The following is a 19,934-nucleotide window of genomic DNA, read 5'->3' as shown; positions in this document are numbered from 1 at the left end:
GAAAGGACATGAATCGCAAGGGTGACAAATCGCTGATCGTTGGCCTGGACATCGGCACCTCCAAGGTGGTGGCGCTGGTGGGCGAGTACTCGCCGGGCAACCCGATCGAAGTGATCGGCATCGGCTCGCACGAGTCGCGCGGCCTCAAGCGTGGCGTGGTGGTGGACATCGAATCGACCGTGCAGTCGATCCAGCGCGCGGTGGAAGAAGCCGAGCTGATGGCCGGCTGCGAGATCCGCTCGGTGTATGCCTCGATTTCCGGCAACCACGTGCAGTGCAAGAATTCGCCCGGCATCGTGCCGATCCGCGACGGCGAAGTGACCTGGGGCGACCTGGATCGCGTGCTCGATGCGGCCAAGGCCGTGGCGATTCCGGCCGACCAGAAGATCCTGCACGCGATCCCGCGCGAGTACGTGCTGGACGATTCGCAGGAAGGCATCCGCAACCCGGTCGGCATGACCGGCGTGCGCCTGGAAGTACATGCCCACCTGGTGGTGTGCGCGCAGTCGGCTGCGGCCAACATCAGCAAGTGCGTCCAGCGCTGTGGCCTGCAGGTGGACGACCTGGTGCTGTCCTCGCTGGCCTCCAGCGTGGCGGTGCTGACCGCCGACGAGCGCGAGCTGGGCGTGGTGCTGGTCGACATGGGCGCCGGCACCACCGATATCGCGGTGTTCGTGCAGGGCGCGATCTGCCACACGGCTTCGCTGCCGATCGCCGGCGACCACGTCACCAATGACATCGCGCACATGCTGCGCACGCCGACCCCGGAAGCCGAGCAGATCAAGGTGCGCTATGCCTGCGCCCTGGCCCAGTTGGCCACCGCCGAGGAAAGCATCCAGGTGCCGTCGGTGGGCGACCGCCCGCCGCGCCGCATGCCGCGCCATTCGCTGGCGCAGGCCGTGCAGGGCCGCTACGAGGAAATCTTCGAGATGGTGCAGGCCGAACTGCGCCGCTCCGGCTTCGAGGAACTGGTGCGCGCCGGCATGGTGCTGACCGGTGGCGCTTCGAAGATGGAAGGCGTGGTCGAACTGGCCGAGGAGATGCTGCAGATGCCGGTGCGCGTGGGTATCCCGCAGCACGTCACCGGCCTGGGCGAAGTGGTGGGCAACCCGGTGCATGCCACCGGCGTGGGCCTGCTGCTGATGGGCAGCCAGATCGAGCACCCGCGGCGGCCGTCGCTGCCGACCGGGCGCGCTGGAAGCATGTTCAAGAAACTCAAGACCTGGTTCCGCGGCGAGTTCTGACGCGGAACCCGTAACACCGGGCATCGCCCGGGCGCAGCACCCGCAGTACCCGTAGCACAACGCAACACCGGCAACACACAACCCACACAGCCGCAACGTCGGCATGCAGCAGGACGGCAGGACGCCCGAATGCCCATGCCAGCCAAAGCGGATACAACGAGGACACGGACATGGCGCATTTTGAACTGATCGAAAAGATGGCACCCAATGCGGTGATCAAGGTGGTTGGCGTGGGCGGCGGCGGCGGCAATGCCGTGGCGCACATGGTCAACTCGGCGGTGGACGGCGTGGAATTCATCACCGCCAACACCGACTCGCAGGCCATCAAGAATTGCGGTGCCAAGCTGCAGCTGCAGCTGGGTACCAACGTGACCAAGGGCCTGGGCGCAGGCGCGAACCCGGAAGTCGGCCGCCAAGCTGCGCTGGAAGACCGTGAGCGCATCATGGACGCCCTGCAGGGTGCGGACATGGTGTTCATCACCGCCGGCATGGGCGGTGGTACCGGCACCGGCGCTGCGCCGGTGGTGGCACAGCTGGCCAAGGAAATGGGCATCCTGACCGTGGCCGTGGTCACCAAGCCGTTCCCGTTCGAAGGCCGTCGCCGCATGCAGGTGGCGCTGAAGGGCATCGAGGAACTGAGCCAGCACTGCGACTCGCTGATCACCATCCCGAACGAGAAGCTGATCACCGTGCTGGGTCGCAACGCGACCATGATCCAGGCCTTCCGTGCCGCCAACGACGTGCTGCAGGGCGCCGTGCAGGGCATCGCCGACCTGATCGTGCGTCCGGGCCTGATCAACGTCGACTTCGCCGACGTGCGCACCGTCATGTCCGAAATGGGCCTGGCGATGATGGGTACCGGCACCGCCCGTGGTGATGACCGCGCCCAGGCCGCGGCCGAAGCCGCGATCCAGAACCCGCTGCTGGACGATGTGAACCTGGCCGGTGCCAACGGCATCCTGGTCAACATCACCGCCGGCGCCGACTTCACCATGGCCGAGTTCGACGAGATCGGCCGCACCATCGATGGCTTCGCTTCCGAGGACGCCACCGTGGTGGTCGGTACCGTGCTGGATCCGGACATGCAGGACGAAGTGCGCGTGACCGTGGTCGCTACCGGCCTGAACCGCGTGTCGGCCAGCAAGACCCAGCGTCCGGGCGAGCGTGCGCCGATCAAGCTGGTCCGCAATGCCACCACCGGCCAGCCGGAATTCGGTGACTTCGACAACGGCGGCGACGCCGTGTCCAAGGCCGTGGGCGGCATGGGTCTGGGCCTGCGTCGCGCCAGCAGCGATACCGCGGCAGCCTCCGCTCCCTCGGCCCCGGCCGCTTCGGCCCCGGCGGCGGCGGAACTGCCGAACGATTACCTGGACATCCCGGCGTTTCTGCGCCGCCAGGCGGACTAAGCGGGGCGCCCGGGGCTTGTCCTCCCCGGGTTGCGCCACCATGTCCTGAAAACGCGGGCGCCGGGCCAGGATGGGTCCGGCTGCCCTGCTTCACGCGCGTCCCCGCGGCGTGCCGGTGCGTCCTGCCGGCAGCCTTCACTGGCGTTTCAGCCAGGGTAGGGGAGGGCGCGTGTTAATCTAATGTGTCACTTCCGGCCCATCCCCCATGATCCAGCAACGCACCCTCAAGAACACGATCCGCGCCACCGGCGTTGGCCTGCACAGCGGTGACAAGGTCTACATGACCCTGCGCCCGGCACCGGTCAACCATGGGATCGTGTTCCGTCGCGTGGATCTGGACCCGGTGGTGGAAGTGCCGGCCAAGGCCGAACTGGTCACCGAAGTGACCCTGTGCACCGGCCTGACCTGCAACGACGCCAAGATCCAGACCGTCGAGCACCTGATGTCGGCGCTGGCCGGCCTGGGTGTGGACAACATCATCGTCGAACTGTCCTCGGCCGAGCTGCCGATCATGGACGGTTCGGCCGGCCCGTTCGTGTTCCTGCTGCAGTCGGCAGGCATCGTGGAACAGGACGCGCCCAAGCGCTTCATCCGCGTGCTGAAGACCGTGGAAGTGACCGAGGGCGACAAGGTGGCCCGCTTCAGCCCGTACGAGGGCTACAAGCTGGGCTTCACCATCCAGTTCGATCACCCGATGATCCCGGCCAAGCAGTCGCGCCAGGAAATCGAGTTCTCGACGCTGGCCTACACCAAGGAAATCTCCCGCGCGCGCACCTTCGGTTTCATGCGCGACCTGGAATACATGCGCGAGCGCAACCTGGGCCTGGGTGGTTCGATGGACAACGCCATCGTGCTGGACGAGTTCCGCGTGCTCAACGAAGACGGCCTGCGCTACGCCGACGAATTCGTGCGCCACAAGATCCTCGACGCGATCGGCGACCTCTATCTGGCCGGTGGCCAGGTGCTGGGTGCCTACGAAGGCTTCAAGTCCGGTCACGCCCTCAACAACAAGCTGGTGCGGGCGCTGATGGCCGACGCCACCGCCTGGGAATGGGTCAGCTTCGACTCGCCGGCCACCCCGGACCCGGTGGAATATGCCACTCCGGCCTACGCCTGATTCCTGTAGATCGTTGAATTGAAAGACAAAAGCGCCGCCTTCCAGGGCGGCGTTGTCGTTTCAGGCGTGTCCGGCGCATTCAGCATGCTTGACGCGCGTCAAGGCCGGTTCGAGGTCACGGTTTTGTGAACCTGTTGGATCGGAAGCCTGAATTTAACGTAGTTTTAACAACAATCTAACGACAGGCCCCCGGATGGCAGCTAGGATGCGACCCGGCCCCCGAAATGTTTCACGCCGTGGTGACACGCGCGACGGGGAGCGGAGCCGGATGCTCCGTTGTCGTCAGGACCGCTTCTTCGGCTTCGAAGGAACGTCCTGCAGGCAAGCCAAGGCGTCGCGTAGCCCTTTGTGCGTGGCGGCTGAAACTGCGTGGGGTCCATTCCGGTTGTCGAGCGCTGGGGAGCGCGTGGGAGTGGGAGACGCAGTCTTGATGGTCACCCTGGTGGCCTTCAGCCCGATGGAACGGGCCGCGTCGAGCAACTGGGCTTCGGCAAGCCGCAACTTGGCATGCCAGACCGGGGACTCGACGAGAAAAACGAGGTGTTCCCCGTCCACATTGGCCAGCCGGCAACGGCTGCGCAGAGGTGGCGGCAACTGGGGGCGCAACTGACGGTCCAGCGCGTCGAGCCACAAGGCACGCCGCAGCGGGTTCCCGCTTTTGTCCGCCATCACCGCATCCAGCGCCGGCTTCGGCACTGACGCGGGGCGAACGCTGGATTTCGGCTCAGACATGAAAACTCACTGATGGCATTCAAAAAGATCGTAATCAAAACGCGTGAAGGACAGGCCAAAGCGTCGCCGATCGCGCGTTTGCGGTTCTATTTCGAGGACCGCCCCCGCGCCCTGCTGGGCAGCGTGCTCGGGGTAGGCTGCATTATCGGCCTTGCCGGCGGCATTGGCGCCAGCGCGCTGAATGATTCCCGCCTGCAGGCCAAGGTCGAGCGCCAGGATGCAGAGCTGGCCAAGGTCAAGCGCGATGCGCAGACCCAGGTCAACGCGCTGGCGGCCCGCCTCGGCGAGCTGCAGGCCCAGGCCACCCGCCTCAACGCCCTCGGCGAACGGCTGACCCAGATGGGCAAGCTGGAAGACGGCGAGTTCGACTTCAACGAGACCCCCGGTCTCGGTGACGGCGACGCCGGCGGCCCGACCAGCGACATCCCGGTCAAGGACGTCAACGCCGACTTACAGGTGCTGGAGCAGCGCTTCGCTGCTTCAGGCCGCCAGCTGTCGGTGATGGAATCGCTGATGTTCGACCACCAGCTGCAGCAGAACGCCGTGCCGTCGCGCATGCCGATCCGCAACAGCTACGTGACCTCCGGTTTCGGCACCCGTGCCGACCCGTTCGGCCGCGGTGCCGCCACCCACAAGGGCATGGACTTCCACGCCAGGGTCGGTGACCCGGTGATGGCCGTGGCCGAAGGCGTGGTCAGCTTCTCCGGCGTGAAGGGCGGCTACGGCAACGTGGTCGACGTCGACCACGGTAACGGCTACGTCACCCGCTACGCGCACAATTCGCGCCTGGTGGTGAAGGTCGGCGACCTGGTCCGTGCCGGGCAGGAAGTGGCCAAGGCCGGTTCCACCGGTCGTTCGACCGGCGCCCACGTGCACTTCGAGGTGTGGGAAAACGGCAACGTGGTCAACCCGCGCAAGTTCCTCGGCGACGGCGGCAACACGCCGGTCGGCCGCGTCAGCCGCGGCTGATGCCCCATTGGGGTGCCGGCTGCCGTCGGCACTACCGCCCCCGGAGTACGGGGGCAGCGCCGTAGGCGCGGGGGTGTGGAGGCGAGGTAAGTGGGGCCCACGGTTCGCGCAGCGAAGCGTGGGAGCGCCAGCGCGCATGCGCTGACGCGTACCCGGCCAGCGGCCGGCACTACCGGGAGTGTTCGGATGCCATTGCCGCCAAAGGGTTGAAACCCCTTGCGGCCGTCCCAAGCTACAATGGGTGTTGCCATCGACAGGGCGCCAGGCGCCCTGTTTCGTTTGCGGCGGACGGATCCCAAGGGGGAGGCCGGGCGTCGTGTCCATCCAACCCGGTTCCTTCAATGATCAACAGCCTGCTTACCCGCGTATTTGGCAGTCGTAACGAACGACAGCTGCGCCAGCTCAACCGCATCGTCGCCAAGATCAATGCGCTGGAGCCGGAGATCGAGAAGCTTTCCGACGAGCAGCTTCAGGCCAAGACGCCGGAGTTCAAGCAGCGCATCGCCGACGGTGAAGCCCTGGACAAGGTGCTGCCGGAAGCGTTCGCGGTCTGCCGCGAAGCCGGTCGCCGCGTGCTGGGCATGCGCCACTACGACGTGCAGCTGATCGGCGGCATGGTGCTTCACCTGGGCAAGATCGCAGAAATGCGCACCGGTGAAGGCAAGACCCTGGTGGCGACCCTGCCGGTGTACCTCAACGCGCTGGAAGGCAAGGGCGTGCACGTGGTCACCGTGAACGACTACCTGGCCCGCCGCGACGCCGCGCAGATGGGCAAGCTGTACAACTGGCTGGGCCTGAGCGTGGGCGTGGTGTACCCGGGCATGCCGCACAGCGACAAGCGCGAAGCCTACGCCTCGGACATCACCTACGGCACCAACAACGAATTCGGCTTCGACTACCTGCGCGACAACATGGCGCTGTCCAAGGCCGACCGCTACCAGCGCGGCCTGCACTACGCCATCGTCGACGAAGTCGACTCCATCCTGATCGACGAAGCGCGTACCCCGCTGATCATCTCCGGCCCGGCCGACGATTCCCCGGAGCTGTACATCCGCGTCAACCGCGTCGTGCCGAACCTGGTCAAGCAGGAAGCGGAAGACGGCGAAGGCGACTTCTGGGTCGATGAGAAGGGCAAGCAGGTGCACCTGTCCGAAGCGGGCATGGAGCACGCCGAGCAGCTGCTGGTCGAGGCCGGCATCCTCGACGGCGAGACCGAAGGCCTGTACGCGCCGCAGAACCTGACCGTGGTCCACCACCTGAACGCCGCGCTGCGCGCGCACGCGATCTACCAGCGTGACGTGGATTACATCGTGCGCGATGGCGAAGTGGTCATCGTCGATGAGTTCACTGGCCGCACCCTGTCCGGTCGCCGCTGGTCCGATGGCCTGCACCAGGCGGTGGAAGCGAAGGAAGGCGTGCCGGTCCAGCGCGAGAACCAGACGCTGGCGAGCATCACCTTCCAGAACCTGTTCCGCATGTACAAGAAGCTGTCCGGCATGACCGGTACGGCCGATACCGAAGCCTTCGAATTCCAGAGCATCTACGGCCTGGAAGTGGTGGTGATCCCGACCAACCGCCCGACCATCCGCAAGGACAGCCCGGACCAGGTGTTCCTGAACCGCAAGGGCAAGTTCAATGCGGTGCTGGCCGACATCGAAGAGTGCGCCAAGCGTGGCCAGCCGGTGCTGGTGGGTACCACCTCGATCGAAACCTCGGAAATGCTGTCCGAGCACCTGCGCAAGGCCGGCGTGAAGCACGAAGTGCTCAACGCCAAGCAGCATGACCGCGAAGCGACCATCGTCGCCAATGCCGGTCGTCCGGCCGCGGTCACCATCGCCACCAACATGGCCGGTCGTGGTACCGACATCGTGCTGGGCGGTTCGCTGGAAGCGGAAATCCACGCGCTGGGCGAAGGCGCGACCGACGAACAGAAGGCCGCGGTCAAGGCCGATTGGCAGAAGCGCCACGAGGCCGTCAAGGCTGCCGGCGGCCTGCACATCGTCGGTACCGAGCGCCATGAATCGCGCCGTATCGACAACCAGCTGCGCGGCCGTTCGGGCCGTCAGGGTGACCCGGGTTCGTCCCGCTTCTACCTGTCGCTGGAAGACAACCTGATGCGCATCTTCGCCTCCGACTGGGTGCAGAAGGCCATGCGCATGATGGGCATGAAGGAAGACGACGTCATCGAGGACCGCCTGGTCAGCCGCCAGATCGAGAAGGCGCAGCGCAAGGTCGAGGCCCACAACTTCGACATACGCAAGAACCTGCTGGACTTCGACGACGTCAACAACGACCAGCGTAAGGTGATCTACGCACAGCGCGATGAACTGCTGGACGCCGAGTCGGTGAAGGACAACGTCGACGGCATCCGCGACGACGTGATCTTCGACGTGGTGGCCCGCTTCGTGCCGCCGAACTCGATCGACGAGCAGTGGGACCTGCGTGGCCTGGAAGCGACCCTGGAGTCGGACTTCGGCCTGCAGATGTCGCTGACCGACCTGGTCAAGTCGCACGAAGAGCTGGACGCCGAAGCCATCGCCGCCAAGGTGCAGGAGCGCGTCAACCAGCACTTTGCCGAGAAGGAAGCCGGTGTCGGTGAGGAAACCATGCGCGCGCTGGAGAAGCACGTGATGCTGACCGTGCTGGACCAGAGCTGGAAGGAGCACCTGGCGCGCATGGACTACCTGCGCCAGGGCATCTACCTGCGTGGTTACGCGCAGAAGCAGCCGAAGCAGGAATACAAGAAGGAAGCCTTCGAGCTGTTCTCGGACATGCTGGAGAACGTCAAGCGCGAAGTGGTGACCCTGCTGTCGCGCGTGCGCATCCGCAGCGACGAGGAAGTGCAGGCGCTGGAAGCCGCCGAACGCCAGCAGGCCGAAGCGCGCCTGAGCCAGTCGCAGTTCCAGCACCAGGACGTGGGCGGCTACAGCGCCGACGAGGAAGCCGCGCAGGTGCAGGCTACCCAGCAGGGCATTGCACAGACGCAGCGCGATGAACCGAAGATCGGCCGCAACGATCCATGCCCGTGCGGCAGTGGCAAGAAGTACAAACACTGCCACGGCCAGCTGAGCTGACCCCGAAGAGCCCCGCGAAAGCGGGGCTCTTTTTTCATGGCGGCTGTTTCGCGGGGCTGATCCGGCCCGATCCGAGATTGCGCGGGCCGCCCTGTTCTGGGCATGCTTCCCCCATGGCTCCCCCCACCCGATCGATCCACGTCGTGGCCGCCGTCATCACCGACGCCCGTGGCCGCGTGCTGCTCAACCGTCGTACCGAGAACCGCGACATGGCCGGCCTGTGGGAGTTCCCCGGCGGCAAGCGTGAATCCGGCGAGACCTCCGAGCAGGCGTTGGTTCGCGAGCTGCGCGAGGAACTGGGCATCGAAGCCGATGTCGGCGAATGGCTGATGGATGTGCCGCAGCGCTACCCGGACAAGCACCTGACCCTGGAAGTGCGCCACGTGCGCAGCTGGAAGGGGACGCCACGTGGCCGCGAGGGCCAGGCCATTACCTGGGTGGCGCCGGACAAACTGGGTCGCTATTCGATGCCACCGGCCGATCTGCCGGTGGTGGCCGCGCTGCGCCAGCCCGACAGCTACCTGATCACCCCGGCGCCGGCCGATGACGCCGACGGCGTGCAGCACTGGCATGAGCAGCTGCAGCGTGTGGTGGCGGCGGGCCAGCAGCGCATCCAGCTGCGGTTGCCGACGGCACATCCGCAGCGCCAGGCGATGGTCGAACAGGCCGTGCGCACGCATCGTCGCAGCGGGGTGCAGTGGCTGCTCAACCGCGATATCGAACGCGCGCGCGTACTGGGCGTTGGGGTGCACCTGGGCAGCGAGCAGCTGCTGGAGTTGTCGCAGCGTCCGCTGCCCGAAGGCCAGCTGGTGGCCGCGTCCTGCCATGACCTGCAGCAGCTGCAGGCCGCACAGCGGTTGGGCTGCGACTTCGCCGTGCTGGGCCCGGTGCAGGCCACGGCCAGCCATCCCGATGCCGTGCCGCTGGGCTGGAACGCGTTCGCCGAGCTGCGCGCGCAGGTGTCACTGCCGATCTATGCGCTGGGCGGCATGGGCCGCGGTCACATCGCCGAAGCGCGTCGCCATGGTGGGCAGGGCATCGCCGCGATTCGCGCGCTGTGGCCGGAGTAAGGCTGCTTCGCTCGCCGGGCATGGCCCGGCGCTACCGTGTGGGATGGGGGCAGTAGATCCACGCCATGCGTGGATGGATGCTCGCGATCACAACGTGATCCAGAAACACCCGTACTGCCGCCGCAACCCCAGCACCGTCGACGCGCGCGAAGCGCTGCCGGGCAACGTCTGCTCCAGGCGCAGGCCGATGGGATGCCGCGCCACAGAGGCCACAGGGTCGGATCCCAACGCGGCAGGGCTCTGATCCTCATCCTGCGATTGCGGCAGCGCCTGTGACGGATACACCGGCACCACGTCCACCAGGGGCCGCCGCGCCAAGGATTCCAGCTGGCCGAGGATGCGCTGCGCGCCCGCATCGGAAACCGCGCCCCACAGATACAGTGAGGACAGCCGATTCACATCGTTGCTGACGATGCCGACGCGCAGCGCGTCCACCAGTTCACTCAGCCGCCGCGGGCAGCGTGCCCCCAGGGTGTCGCGCTGCAGGGTATTGCCGGCGGGCGCAGGCGGCGGCAACCGCGACCGCGCGCCCAGGCTGTCGCAGGGCCGGTCGGTGTAGACGCTTTGGCCCTGGGCATCGGTGCAGCGGTTCAGGCGCGTGGACTGTGCGTGGGCGGCGCTCGACAGCACGCACAGCGGCAGCAGCAACAGCAGGAAGGAAAGCCGGATCATCCTCGCAGGGTAGCGCCGATCACGCTTGCGCGCCGTGCTTTCAGCCCTGCAGCAGCTTCAGCACCGAAGTGGTCGGCTTGGCCAGGTTCAAGGTGTAGAAGTGCAGGCCGGGTGCGCCGCCTTCGATCAGGCGCTGGCACAGCTTGGCCACCACTTCAGTGCCGAATGCACGCACCGACTCTGCATCATCGCCATAGGCCTGCATCTTGCGGCTGATCCAGCGCGGGATCTCCGCACCGCACTGTTCGGAGAAGCGGCGCAGCTGGCTGAAGTTGGCGATCGGCATGATGCCGGGCGTGATCGGTACCTGCACGCCCAGCCGCCGCACTTCGTCGACGAAATGGAAGTACGCATCGGGGTTGAAGAAGTACTGGGTGATTGCCGCATCGGCACCGGCGTCGATCTTGGCCTTGAAATGCTTCAGGTCGGCCAGTGCGTCGGAAGCCTGCGGGTGCGTTTCCGGGTACGCGCCCACTTCGATATGGAACGCATCGCCGTGCTCGGCGCGGATGAAGTCGATCAGTTCGGCGGCATAGCGCATGTCACCGGGGAAACCCATGCCCGACGGCAGATCGCCGCGCAGCGCGACCAGGCGGCGGCAGCCGATGGCGCGATACAGCTTGAGCAGCTCGCGGATTTCCTGACGGGTGCCGCCGACGCAGGACAGATGCGGTGCGGCATCGAAGCCATGGTGCTGGTTGAGATGGCGCACGGTCTCGGAGGTATAGCTCAGGGTCGAGCCACCGGCGCCGAAGGTACACGACACGTACTCGGGACCGTAGTCCTTCAGCCTGGCCGCGGCGCGGTCCAGCTGGCTGCGCTGTTCGTCGGTCTTGGGCGGATAGAACTCGAAGCTGATGGCGGTCATGGCACGGGCGGCAGCGGCGGGTGCGGACTAGTATATCGCTTCATCAAGATGGATGTTGTCAATTTCTGCGGGCGTACATCGTCAGCCGCCTGCGACCGTTCGCCCCGGCGATCGGCCGCTGCTCCGAAATCGCCCCCCGGGCGCCATGGCCGGCGGCACGCTGAGCCCATCCCGGCACCACCCACCTGACGAAGGAGCAGACGATGAAGATCTTCCTGGCACTCTGGTATGCAATGAAGGCCCTGGCCCGGCTGGCGATGATCGGCATGGCGATGGCCGTGCTCGGCTCCGGCTCGGCGCACGCCGCCAGCGCCCCGGCGGCGGGCAAGGTGCAGGTCGAGGTGGTCGGCAAGGGCCGCCCGCTGCTGATGATTCCCGGCCTCAACAGCAGCGCCGAGGTGTGGCGCGAGACCTGCCTGGCCCTGAAGGATGTGCAGTGCCATCTGGTGCAGCTGCCCGGCTTTGCCGGTGCGCTCGCGGCCGATCCGCGCCCGGTCGAGTTCCTGCCGGCGATGCGCGGGCAGCTGCTGGCCTACCTGCATGACCAGCATCTGGGGCCGGTGGTGGTGGTTGGCCACAGCCTCGGTGGCCTGCTGGGCCTGCAGATGGCGCAGGCCGAGCCGAAGGCGGTCAGCGCGTTGGTGGTGGTTGACGCCCTGCCATTCCTGCCGGCCGCGCGTGACCCGAAGGCCACCGCTGACAGCGTGCGGCCGATGGCCGACCAGCTGCGCAAGGGCATGCTGGCCGCCGACGCCGCGCAATGGCAGGCGCAGTTGAAGGCGGGCCTGCCGGGGATGACCCGCGATCCGCAGCGCCAGGCCGAACTGCGGCGCTGGGGCGAAGACAGCGACCGCCAGACCACGGCCGATGCCATGCATGCGGTGATGACCACTGACCTGCGTGACAGCATCGCCTCGATCGCCGCACCGACGCTGGTGCTGGGCAGCTGGGCCGGCTACCAGCCGATGGGCGGCACCGAGGCCGGCACCCGGGCGGTGTTCCAGGCCCAGTACGCGAAACTGCAGGGCGTACAGATCGCGATGAGCGCGCAGGGTTTCCACTTCCTGATGTGGGATGATCCGCGCTGGTTGCAGGAACGGGTGCAGGCCTTCCTCGACCGCCACCACTGAGTTTCAACACGCCTCGGAATGGACATGCCGGATTCCTCCTCGACGGTACGCTTCTGGCTGCTCAATGCGCTGGTATGGGCGCTCTATGGCGTTGCCGGAATCGGCCTGCGCCAAGCCTATTTCAGCGATGCCGGAAGCGCAGGCGTGTTGATCACGCTGGGCCTGGCGTTGGCCCTGTTCGGATGCAGCGGTGCCATCCGTGCGCTGGCGCTTCGTGCCGACTGGTGGGCGCGCGGTACGGCCGGGCTGTTGCTGCGGCTGGCGCTGTCGGTGGCATTGGGCGCGGCAGTGGCGCAGCTGCTGGTGAACATCGCGCTGCACTCGGCGCTGGCCTGGAACTGGGTGAGCCTGGGGCGGCAGACGGCCGACTTCAGCCCCAAGGCGCTGCTGCTCTACTGGTACACCACTGCGGTGATGCTGGCCCTGTGGGCAGCGCTTTGGGCAAGCCTGCACAGCCTGCGCCGGATACGCGGGGCGGAACTGGCCCGCCTGCGCGCCGAAGCCGAGCGCAGTGCGCTGGAACGCGATGCGCTGCGTGCGCGGCTCAACCCGCACTTCATGTTCAATGCGCTGAACAACCTGCGTGCGCTGATCCTGGAAGATCCTGAGCGTGCGCGCGACATGGTCACCCGCCTGTCGCGCACACTGCGCCAGGCGCTGGCGCACAACCGCAGCGAGCAGGTCACGCTGGCCGAGGAACTGGCGGTGGTCGACGACTATCTGGCCATCGAGGCCATCCACTTCGAGCAGCGCCTGCAGGTGCGGCAGCAGATCGATGCCGATGCCATGCAGGCGCAGCTGCCTGCGATGGCGTTGCAGCTGCTGGTGGAGAACGCGATCAAGCACGGCATCGCCAGCCGCCCCGGCGGCGGTGAGGTGCAGATCCGTGCCACGCTGGACAATGACGTGCTGCGCCTGCAGGTGGACAATCCGCTGGGCAGCGCCAACGAGCCCACCCCTGGGCATGGCGTCGGCCTGGCCTACCTGCGTGCGCAGCTCGGTACGCAAGGTCGTTTCACCCTGCAGCCGGTCGGCGACCGCATGCAGGCCCTGCTGGAGATTCCGCAATGAGTGGCGTGCTGCGCGTATTGATCGTTGATGATGCGCGGCTGGCGCGGCAGGAGCTGCGCACGCTGTTGTCGGCGCTGCCGTGGGTGCAGTGCGTGGGCGAGGCCGACGATGTGCCGGCCGCGCGCGAGGCGATCGCCACACTGGCGCCGGACCTGGTGCTGCTGGATGTGCAGATGCCCTCCGGCAGTGGCTTCGATGTGCTGGACGGGCTGGAGGCGGTGCCGGCGGTGGTGTTCGTTACCGCCTATGACACCTACGCGGTGCGCGCGTTCCAGGCCAACGCGCTGGACTATCTGGTGAAGCCGGTCGAGGCACCGCGTTTGCTGGAAGCGTTGCAGCGGGCGCGCCAGCGCGAGGTGGTGGCGGGCGAAACGTCGGAGCCGCGCAGCACGCTGGGCGCGCAGGACCAGGTGTTCGTGCGCGAGGGCGAACGCTGCTGGTTCGTCGCGGTCTCGGAGATCCGCCGGCTGGTGGTGGATGGCAACTACACGCGGCTGTGGTTCCGCGACCAGAACGCGTTGCTGACCCGCAGCCTGAGTGCGCTGGAGGCACGCCTGCCGCCGGATCTGTTCTTCCGTGCCAACCGCAACACGCTGGTCAACCTGCGCCGTATCCGAGGCGTGACGCCCAGCATCGCTGATGGTTATGACCTGGCACTGGACGACGGCAGCGAGGTGGAGGTGTCGCGCCGGCAGGCGCGTGAACTGCGCGAGCGGATGGCGTTGTAGCTGCCGCTACAGCTCGGCACTGACAGGGCTGGACCGGCGGAGGCGCTTCATGCCTCGGCTGGCTGCCCCCTCAAGCGGGCCATCACCCCGCCACCGCCGTGCTGGATGACCAGTTCGAGCCCGTAGTGGCTGCACAGTCGCCGCATGATATCCAGGCCCAGACCGTTGCCCTCGCTGCCATCACGCTTGTCGAATGGCCGCGGCTCGGGCCAGTTGCCAAGGAAGGGCGAAGCACCTGCCGTGTTGTGCACCAGCAGCTGAGCGTCCTGCCATGCAATCAGGACCTGGCCCTGCGCGGTATGCGCGAACGCATTGCCGACCAGATTGGCCAGGACTACGCGCAGGGCCGCCTCGGGCGCGCGCAGCGTGGCCCCGTCGGGCACGGTCAGCTGTACCTCGACCGGCCGTGCAGCCAGCAACGGAGACTGCTCGATGATCACCCGTTCCAGCAGCGGCACAAGTTTGACCGGCGGAGCGCCGTGGCTGGCGGTTTCCTCGCGAGCCAGCGCCAGCAGCGCTGCAATGGCCTGCTGCAGCTGCAGTGCCGAAAGACGGATATGCTGCACATGCTGGCGGCCACGCTCGGACAGGCCCGACTCGCTGGCCAACTGGCCTGCCGCACTGGAGATGACGCTCAAGGGTGTGCGCAGTTCGTGGCTGGCATCGCGCGTGAACGCGTGTTCGCGGGCAACGAAGGCAGCGACGCGTGCGGACAATCCATCCAGGGCGCGCGCGAGCACGCCAATCTCGTCATCGTCGAAACGTGCTGCCAGGCGCACGCCGGGGCCTGGTTCCGGCTGCAGCGCTTCAACCTCCTCGACCAGCGCATAGAGCGAGCGTGTGCTGCGATGGGCGAGCCAGATGCCGAGGAAGATCGCCGCGATCAGGACCAGCAGTGCTGTGCCGGCAAGCAGCATTACGACCCGATCGCGGATCGGCCGGACCACCAGTTGCGCACTGACCTCCGACACAAGCCAAGCAGGGCGGGCGCCGGCCGGGGGATCGATCCGCTTGAGATGGTAGTGCCGACCATCGACACCCGCGAACTCCGAGCGCCACGGTTCCTTTGCGAACTCGCTGCGCAGATCGTCGGGGAAGGTAGAGGGTGAACGATGCAGCTGGATTGCGGCATCGGCAGGTGTACGCCAGTCCCCTTCGAGCGCGTGCCGGGCGAGCTGAGCCCGTGCTTCACGGTCCAGTTGGGCGTTGAAGATGCTGTCTTCCACCACATACATGAACACCAGCGAGTAGGTGCCGAACACCGTGGCGGTGAACAGCGCGAAGGCTGTGAATGTGATCAGCAGTCGACGGCGCAGGTGCTGGGTGGGCCGCGGTTTCATGGCGAAGCTTCCAGACGGAAGCCGACACCGTGGACGGTGCGCAGCATCTCGCCTTCGAACGGCCTGTCCAGTACCTGCCGCAACAGGTACAGATGCGAACGCAGCGGATCGGAAGGAGGTGCTTCATCCCCCCACAGGCGTTGAACGAGCTCGCTGCGGGTGACGGTTCGTGGCCAGGCCTCGGCCAGTACGAGCAGGATGCGCTGCGGAACCTGTGCCAGCTCCAGCAGCAATCCCGCGCGCCAGGCCTGGCCGCTGCGGCGGTCGATGCTCAGCGGTCCAATCTGCAGGAGGTTCGGTTGACCCACGCGATGGCGGCGGGCGAGGGCGAGACAGCGGGCGAGCAGCTCGGCATCGTCGAAGGGCTTGACCAGATAGTCATCCGCGCCCGCAGCGAAGCCCTGCAGCTTGTCGTCGATCGCATCGCGTGCGGTCAGCATCAGGATGGGGACGTGCCGATCACTGCACTCGCGCAACCGACGGCAGACCGTCGTACCATCGGTGCCCGGCAGCCCGATATCGAGCAGCAGCACATCCGGCGGTGACGCCAGCGCCAACTGCAGCCCGACGTGTCCGCCAGCGGCGAAATCGACCAGATGGCCATGCGCCTGCAGCATGTCGATGATGGCCGAGGCCAGCGGCAGGTTGTCTTCAATCAACAGCAGGCGCAGGCGCTCGGCGTCCATGGTCAGGGCTGCATGCGGGCCAGGAGAGCGTTAGCTTCGTCCAGACCGGGCTGCTTTTCCAGCACAGCCAGTACCTGCGAACGGGCCAGATCGGTCCGGCCCAGGCGCCAGTGCGCTTCTGCCATCGCGACCTGCAGCCTCGGCTCGTCCATATGCGGGCTGGCCAGCTGCATGATGGACAGCGCGTCGGCGGTTGCAGTGGCGTCCTTTGCTGCTTTCAGCTGGTAGAAGCCCAGCATGCCGATCAGCTCGACGTGATGGTCGGACGGGCGCTGCGCCAGTATCTGCGCCGCCTGACCATCACGCTGCTGCAGGTGCTGTTCCACCAGCGCCATGCTGCGCTCATCGCGCCATGCCTGGCGTGCCAGTGGCACACGCCCGCTGGCGCGCACGAAGGCGTCAGCCAGTGCGGCGGTCGAGAACGGGTTCTGACCGGTCAGCAGGCGTCCATCGACTACGACCTTGGGCATCATCAGCGGTGCCTCCTGCCAGCGTGCGCCCAGCTCGCGCATGCGCGGTTCAAGCTGGAACGCGAATTCCTTCGCCCAACGTTTGCCGAACAGTGCTTCTTCCTCTTCCGTGAATCCGGTCATGGCGCGGCCTTCCACCATGGCCCGGCCATCGGGAAGGCGAACACCCGCCAGTGCGGCCGGACCATGGCATACCGCCGCGACCAGTCCTCCCTGCTGCCAGATTCCGGCAATCGTGGCATGCAGGGCCTTGTCGGCCGGAAGGTCGAACATGGCACCCTTGCCGCCGATCACCAGGACGCCCTGGTAGTCGCTGGCACGCAGTTGTGCAGTGGGCACGGTCGCGGCAAGCTTGCCCATGGCCTGGGAATCGGCAAGGACGGCTGCGTTGAAGGCCTCAGAGGGGTTGTACTTGTCAGCCTCGACGGCGCCGCCACGCGGACTTGCCACGTCGATGTCGAAGCCGTTCTGCTTGAGGATGAGCCAGGCCTGGGCGAATTCGTCCATCTCGAAGCCCGGACGGGTCTTCCCTTGGTCCTGGCCTTCGCTGCTGACGACGAGCAGCACGCGCGACGATGCGGCAGACGCGGAAGATGGGGCCATGGCAGGGAGGAGAAGGACGGCCAGCAGGCCGGACAGCAGGGGGGAGCGGAAGCGGTTCATGCAGGACTCTCCGGGAGATGTGCGCGCACTGTGGCCGGCAAATGTGAAGCAGACTTCAAGCGCATCGACCGTTACCCTGAGGGCCTGTTCCCGTTCGTGCATGCCATGTCCATCGTCCTCACCGATTTCGCCCGTCCCCGCCTGTTTCCGCGCGTGCCGCGCGCCAATACCATCCAGGACTGCACTGCCGAGCAGTTCGAGGCACACCTCAATGCGCACGCGCCGCTGAAGGTGCTCGACGGCTACGCACCGTTCTGCAAACTCTTCGTCTACGAGAACTGGACCAGCACGCGCTGCCTGACGGTGCCGGTCACCGAGGCCAACCGCCACCAGCTGCGCAGCGGCTATGAGGCGCGCAACCGCGAGGAACTGCCGGTGCTGGTGCGCTGGTTCGAGGGCGTGGAGTCGCCGCGCGCGAACTATCTGGTAGTGATCCTGTACAGCGCCGGGCAGCTGGCGAAGGAGGGGTCACCGATCGAAGCGGACTGGGGCATCGTCGGCTGCATCTACACCGCCGAACCCGAAGAAGTACCGATGGCGCCGATCACCATGATGCGCAATGCACTGGGCGTGGAGGAGGGCGGTTCCGGTGTGCCGCTGGATCGCGAGGCGTACCAGCGCTCCATCGCGTTCTGGGAGAACAACGCCAACTGGCGGCCGTGAGCCCACGCTGCGGCCGGACAGTCGGCATGTGAACAGGGAAGATTGCAGCGGGGCGCTACCATGGCGGTGGATCAACGCAGGGAGCACAGGGATGGATGTTCGCAGTTGGATGCCGTTCGCATGGGTCGCCGCAGGCCTGCTGGCCGCGTGTGAGGGCTCTGCAGCAAAATACGATGCAGGCGCTGCCTGTGGTGCTTTGTCCGACGTGACGCCGATCCGCGATGCCGGCGTGGGTTCACTGCAGGCGCAGGCAACGTCGGGGCGCTGCACGTTCCATGTGGAAGCGGATGACGCTGCAGCGCTATCGCGTCAGCAGTCGTTGCTGCAGAGCGTGTCGGCGATCGCCTGTGGTGCGCCAGCCACCACCCGGCCTTCGCAAGGGGCTGCAGGCTTCGACCTGCAGATGCCTGCACGTTGCCCACTCTCTTCCAGCACGCCCTTGATTGCCCGGGAAGGAGGCTGGCACCAGCGGCGACTTTCGTCGGTCCCGACGTATCCTGCGGCCGCCATGCACGAGGCCCAGCAGGGAGGTGTCGAGCTGATGCTGCTGCTGGATGCGCAGGGCAAGACCCAGGCGATCATCCTGTCCCGATCCAGCGGCTACCCGCTGCTCGATGCGGCGGCGCTCAAGCACGCGCGTGACTGGCGCTACGAGCGTGAAGCGGCAGTCAAGGCACCAAGCATGAGCCTGATACGCGGCACGGTCACGTTCAAGCTCAACTAAGGCGTCTGCAGGGCGGGCTCGGGCTTCCACTCCCACCAGGTGTAGTGGTATTCGCGCTCGGTCGCGCTCCATTGCTGCGCGCAGCAGGTGCACGTCAGCCGGTAGCATTCGCCCCAGCCGTCCTCCGCTTCGCCCCGTGCACGCAGCTGTACGTGACCTTGTTCCAGCAGCGGCTCGGGGCTGAAGAACACATAGGATGGGTAGAGCGCGCACAGGCAGCCTTCGCGTGCCTGCCAGTAGCGCAGCCGTTGCAGGGCCGCCTTGAGGTGCACCTGGTTGCTGATCAGCATGCCGCCAAGGGTGATGCCTTGGCAGCTGCGTTCGATCGTATCCACATGCGCCACCAGCGCGTCCAACGATGAGGCGCTGAACAGCCGAGCGACCGTACGCGTGGCATCGGCGATGCGCGTTGCATCGCGCGACAACAGGTCCTGCAGCAGCACATCGGCCTGTGCATCGTCGAGCCGGGGTATCGGCGCTGCAGACCACGGCCAGCGCATCAGCGTGACTTGCCGATGGCAGCGTAGTGGCCGGCAGTCAGCCGCAGCAGGTCGGTCGGCGCCAGTTCCACCTCGAGGCCGCGGCGCCCGGCGCTGACATGCAGTGCGGGCAATGCCTGCGCGCTGGCGTCCAGGAAGGTGCGCAGGCGCTTCTTCTGCCCGAGTGGGCTGATGCCACCGACCAGGTAACCGGTCGCGCGCTGTGCGGCATCGGCCGCGGCCATTTCGCACTTCTTGCAGCCGGCCGCTTCGGCCAGCGCCTTCAGGTCCAGCTGGCCGGCCACCGGCACGATCGCCACCAGCAGCTCGTGGGTTTCGGTGCTGGCCAGCAGGGTCTTGAACACCTGGGCCGGGTCGAGGCCGAGCTTGTCGACGGCTTCGCCCCCATACGATTCGGCGTGGGCGTCGTGCACGTAGCTGCGCACGGTGTGGGCGATCTTCTCGCGCTTGAGCAGGTTGATGGCCGGGGTCATGGGTGCATCCTAGCGCGGGGCAGGGGTGTTGCCTTGACCGAGGCTATTGTTCCCGCTCCGGTGGGGAACATCCACGCATGGCGTGGATCTACTGTGGGTTGGCTGGGGGATATCCACGCATGGCGTGGATCTACTGGGGCCGGACGATCAGTAGATCCACGCCATGCGTGGATACGTGGTGTACGGCTGCAGGCAGACGCAGAACGGGCGCCCAAGGGCGCCCGTCCGTGCATTGCATGCCCGGTAGTGGCGGCCGCGGGGCGGCCCCCCCCCCCCCCCCCGGGGGGGGGGGGGGGGGGCGTGATCGGGGCGTGCACCGGCGCCCCGATGTTGG

Annotated in this window: 19 protein-coding genes; 11 read left to right on the top strand and 8 right to left on the bottom strand. The window is 66.8% G+C overall.

Going from position 1 to position 19,934, the window contains the following annotated elements:
* Window positions 1-8 precede the first annotated feature (8 nt).
* From ftsA to lpxC, 3 genes are all read left to right on the top strand, one after another.
* Complete coding sequence (ftsA, locus tag V3B25_RS11440) at window positions 9-1,244, top strand: cell division protein FtsA (protein ID WP_005408083.1); 1,236 nt, start codon at window positions 9-11, stop codon at window positions 1,242-1,244.
* Window positions 1,245-1,414: 170 nt separating this feature from the next.
* The gene (gene ftsZ, locus V3B25_RS11435; RefSeq protein ID WP_043397963.1) at window positions 1,415-2,650 is read left to right on the top strand and encodes a cell division protein FtsZ; all 1,236 of its coding nucleotides are present in this window, start codon (window positions 1,415-1,417) and stop codon (window positions 2,648-2,650) included.
* Between the two features lie 205 nt (window positions 2,651-2,855).
* A complete protein-coding gene (gene lpxC, locus V3B25_RS11430; RefSeq protein WP_005408085.1) occupies window positions 2,856-3,767 on the top strand; it encodes a UDP-3-O-acyl-N-acetylglucosamine deacetylase in 912 nt (303 codons plus the stop codon).
* Between the two features lie 282 nt (window positions 3,768-4,049).
* Here the strand turns inward: lpxC and V3B25_RS11425 are convergent, their stop codons facing one another.
* Window positions 4,050-4,499 carry a DUF721 domain-containing protein gene (locus tag V3B25_RS11425; protein ID WP_005408086.1) on the bottom strand — a complete coding sequence of 150 codons (450 nt, stop codon included), beginning with the start codon at window positions 4,497-4,499 and terminating at the stop codon, window positions 4,050-4,052.
* Between the two features lie 12 nt (window positions 4,500-4,511).
* On the opposite strand from V3B25_RS11425, the gene V3B25_RS11420 reads away from it, so the two are divergent.
* From V3B25_RS11420 to V3B25_RS11410, 3 genes are all read left to right on the top strand, one after another.
* Entirely contained in the window at window positions 4,512-5,468 is a 957-nt protein-coding gene (locus tag V3B25_RS11420) for a M23 family metallopeptidase (RefSeq protein WP_107432410.1), read from the top strand.
* 341 nt (window positions 5,469-5,809) lie between these two features.
* Window positions 5,810-8,542, top strand: coding sequence for a preprotein translocase subunit SecA (gene secA / locus V3B25_RS11415; RefSeq protein ID WP_329810687.1), 2,733 nt, complete (start codon window positions 5,810-5,812; stop codon window positions 8,540-8,542).
* Between the two features lie 113 nt (window positions 8,543-8,655).
* Window positions 8,656-9,612: a Nudix family hydrolase gene (locus tag V3B25_RS11410; protein ID WP_049425037.1), complete on the top strand. Its 957-nt coding sequence runs from the start codon at window positions 8,656-8,658 to the stop codon at window positions 9,610-9,612.
* An 87-nt stretch (window positions 9,613-9,699) separates the two neighbouring features.
* Here V3B25_RS11410 and V3B25_RS11405 read toward each other — a convergent pair whose 3' ends face one another.
* Together V3B25_RS11405 and metF are read right to left on the bottom strand one after the other, a co-directional pair.
* Window positions 9,700-10,284 carry a DUF4124 domain-containing protein gene (locus tag V3B25_RS11405; protein ID WP_132809205.1) on the bottom strand — a complete coding sequence of 195 codons (585 nt, stop codon included), beginning with the start codon at window positions 10,282-10,284 and terminating at the stop codon, window positions 9,700-9,702.
* Window positions 10,285-10,324: 40 nt separating this feature from the next.
* Window positions 10,325-11,152: a methylenetetrahydrofolate reductase [NAD(P)H] gene (gene metF, locus V3B25_RS11400; RefSeq protein WP_049399801.1), complete on the bottom strand. Its 828-nt coding sequence runs from the start codon at window positions 11,150-11,152 to the stop codon at window positions 10,325-10,327.
* Window positions 11,153-11,355: 203 nt separating this feature from the next.
* On the opposite strand from metF, the gene V3B25_RS11395 reads away from it, so the two are divergent.
* From V3B25_RS11395 to V3B25_RS11385, 3 genes are read left to right on the top strand one after another with little or no spacing between them, the layout of a single operon-like run.
* Window positions 11,356-12,282, top strand: coding sequence for an alpha/beta hydrolase (locus V3B25_RS11395; protein ID WP_049425040.1), 927 nt, complete (start codon window positions 11,356-11,358; stop codon window positions 12,280-12,282).
* 24 nt (window positions 12,283-12,306) lie between these two features.
* Window positions 12,307-13,353 (top strand): histidine kinase, encoded by a 1,047-nt coding sequence (locus V3B25_RS11390; protein WP_049425075.1) that lies wholly within the window; start codon window positions 12,307-12,309, stop codon window positions 13,351-13,353.
* Window positions 13,350-14,081, top strand: coding sequence for a LytTR family DNA-binding domain-containing protein (locus V3B25_RS11385; RefSeq protein WP_049425042.1), 732 nt, complete (start codon window positions 13,350-13,352; stop codon window positions 14,079-14,081). The genes V3B25_RS11390 and V3B25_RS11385 overlap by 4 nt, the downstream gene beginning before the upstream one ends.
* A gap of 47 nt (window positions 14,082-14,128) precedes the next feature.
* Here the strand turns inward: V3B25_RS11385 and V3B25_RS11380 are convergent, their stop codons facing one another.
* From V3B25_RS11380 to V3B25_RS11370, 3 genes are read right to left on the bottom strand one after another with little or no spacing between them, the layout of a single operon-like run.
* Complete coding sequence (locus V3B25_RS11380) at window positions 14,129-15,421, bottom strand: HAMP domain-containing sensor histidine kinase (RefSeq protein ID WP_164161605.1); 1,293 nt, start codon at window positions 15,419-15,421, stop codon at window positions 14,129-14,131.
* Complete coding sequence (locus tag V3B25_RS11375; RefSeq protein WP_032129701.1) at window positions 15,418-16,107, bottom strand: response regulator transcription factor; 690 nt, start codon at window positions 16,105-16,107, stop codon at window positions 15,418-15,420. Before V3B25_RS11375 ends, V3B25_RS11380 begins: the two co-directional genes overlap by 4 nt.
* Before the next feature lie 2 nt (window positions 16,108-16,109).
* On the bottom strand, window positions 16,110-17,240 hold the full coding sequence (locus V3B25_RS11370) for a type 1 glutamine amidotransferase domain-containing protein (RefSeq protein WP_329810686.1): 1,131 nt from the start codon (window positions 17,238-17,240) through the stop codon (window positions 16,110-16,112).
* Window positions 17,241-17,345: 105 nt separating this feature from the next.
* Here V3B25_RS11370 and V3B25_RS11365 point away from each other — a divergent pair, with 105 nt between their 5' ends.
* Window positions 17,346-17,903, top strand: a complete 558-nt coding sequence (locus V3B25_RS11365; RefSeq protein WP_329810685.1) for a DUF3228 family protein — start codon at window positions 17,346-17,348, stop codon at window positions 17,901-17,903.
* Between the two features lie 91 nt (window positions 17,904-17,994).
* The gene (locus tag V3B25_RS11360; RefSeq protein WP_201118205.1) at window positions 17,995-18,627 is read left to right on the top strand and encodes an energy transducer TonB; all 633 of its coding nucleotides are present in this window, start codon (window positions 17,995-17,997) and stop codon (window positions 18,625-18,627) included.
* Here the strand turns inward: V3B25_RS11360 and V3B25_RS11355 are convergent.
* Together V3B25_RS11355 and ybaK are read right to left on the bottom strand one after the other, a co-directional pair.
* Window positions 18,624-19,127 (bottom strand): hypothetical protein, encoded by a 504-nt coding sequence (locus tag V3B25_RS11355; RefSeq protein ID WP_201118206.1) that lies wholly within the window; start codon window positions 19,125-19,127, stop codon window positions 18,624-18,626. The two genes, V3B25_RS11360 and V3B25_RS11355, sit on opposite strands and share 4 nt — an antisense overlap.
* Entirely contained in the window at window positions 19,127-19,600 is a 474-nt protein-coding gene (gene ybaK, locus V3B25_RS11350) for a Cys-tRNA(Pro) deacylase (protein ID WP_049425053.1), read from the bottom strand. The genes V3B25_RS11355 and ybaK overlap by 1 nt, the downstream gene beginning before the upstream one ends.
* Window positions 19,601-19,934 lie beyond the last annotated feature (334 nt).

The sequence above is a fragment of the Stenotrophomonas sp. SMYL8 genome (assembly GCF_036320065.1).
GTDB lineage: Bacteria > Pseudomonadota > Gammaproteobacteria > Xanthomonadales > Xanthomonadaceae > Stenotrophomonas > Stenotrophomonas maltophilia_A.
The sequence above is the reverse complement of the archived record's forward strand: the minus strand, read 5'-3'. Positions and strand labels throughout refer to the sequence as shown.

Bases quoted from the DNA above. Each gene is read 5' to 3' on its own strand.
- ftsA (WP_005408083.1), top strand. From the start codon at position 9: ATGAATCGCAAGGGTGACAAATCGCTGATCGTTGGCCTGGACATCGGC.
- ftsZ (WP_043397963.1), top strand. From the start codon at position 1,415: ATGGCGCATTTTGAACTGATCGAAAAGATGGCACCCAATGCGGTGATC.
- lpxC (WP_005408085.1), top strand. From the start codon at position 2,856: ATGATCCAGCAACGCACCCTCAAGAACACGATCCGCGCCACCGGCGTT.
- V3B25_RS11425 (WP_005408086.1), bottom strand. From the start codon at position 4,499: ATGTCTGAGCCGAAATCCAGCGTTCGCCCCGCGTCAGTGCCGAAGCCG.
- V3B25_RS11420 (WP_107432410.1), top strand. From the start codon at position 4,512: ATGGCATTCAAAAAGATCGTAATCAAAACGCGTGAAGGACAGGCCAAA.
- secA (WP_329810687.1), top strand. From the start codon at position 5,810: ATGATCAACAGCCTGCTTACCCGCGTATTTGGCAGTCGTAACGAACGA.
- V3B25_RS11410 (WP_049425037.1), top strand. From the start codon at position 8,656: ATGGCTCCCCCCACCCGATCGATCCACGTCGTGGCCGCCGTCATCACC.
- V3B25_RS11405 (WP_132809205.1), bottom strand. From the start codon at position 10,284: ATGATCCGGCTTTCCTTCCTGCTGTTGCTGCTGCCGCTGTGCGTGCTG.
- metF (WP_049399801.1), bottom strand. From the start codon at position 11,152: ATGACCGCCATCAGCTTCGAGTTCTATCCGCCCAAGACCGACGAACAG.
- V3B25_RS11395 (WP_049425040.1), top strand. From the start codon at position 11,356: ATGAAGATCTTCCTGGCACTCTGGTATGCAATGAAGGCCCTGGCCCGG.
- V3B25_RS11390 (WP_049425075.1), top strand. From the start codon at position 12,307: ATGCCGGATTCCTCCTCGACGGTACGCTTCTGGCTGCTCAATGCGCTG.
- V3B25_RS11385 (WP_049425042.1), top strand. From the start codon at position 13,350: ATGAGTGGCGTGCTGCGCGTATTGATCGTTGATGATGCGCGGCTGGCG.
- V3B25_RS11380 (WP_164161605.1), bottom strand. From the start codon at position 15,421: ATGAAACCGCGGCCCACCCAGCACCTGCGCCGTCGACTGCTGATCACA.
- V3B25_RS11375 (WP_032129701.1), bottom strand. From the start codon at position 16,107: ATGGACGCCGAGCGCCTGCGCCTGCTGTTGATTGAAGACAACCTGCCG.
- V3B25_RS11370 (WP_329810686.1), bottom strand. From the start codon at position 17,240: ATGAACCGCTTCCGCTCCCCCCTGCTGTCCGGCCTGCTGGCCGTCCTT.
- V3B25_RS11365 (WP_329810685.1), top strand. From the start codon at position 17,346: ATGTCCATCGTCCTCACCGATTTCGCCCGTCCCCGCCTGTTTCCGCGC.
- V3B25_RS11360 (WP_201118205.1), top strand. From the start codon at position 17,995: ATGGATGTTCGCAGTTGGATGCCGTTCGCATGGGTCGCCGCAGGCCTG.
- V3B25_RS11355 (WP_201118206.1), bottom strand. From the start codon at position 19,127: ATGCGCTGGCCGTGGTCTGCAGCGCCGATACCCCGGCTCGACGATGCA.
- ybaK (WP_049425053.1), bottom strand. From the start codon at position 19,600: ATGACCCCGGCCATCAACCTGCTCAAGCGCGAGAAGATCGCCCACACC.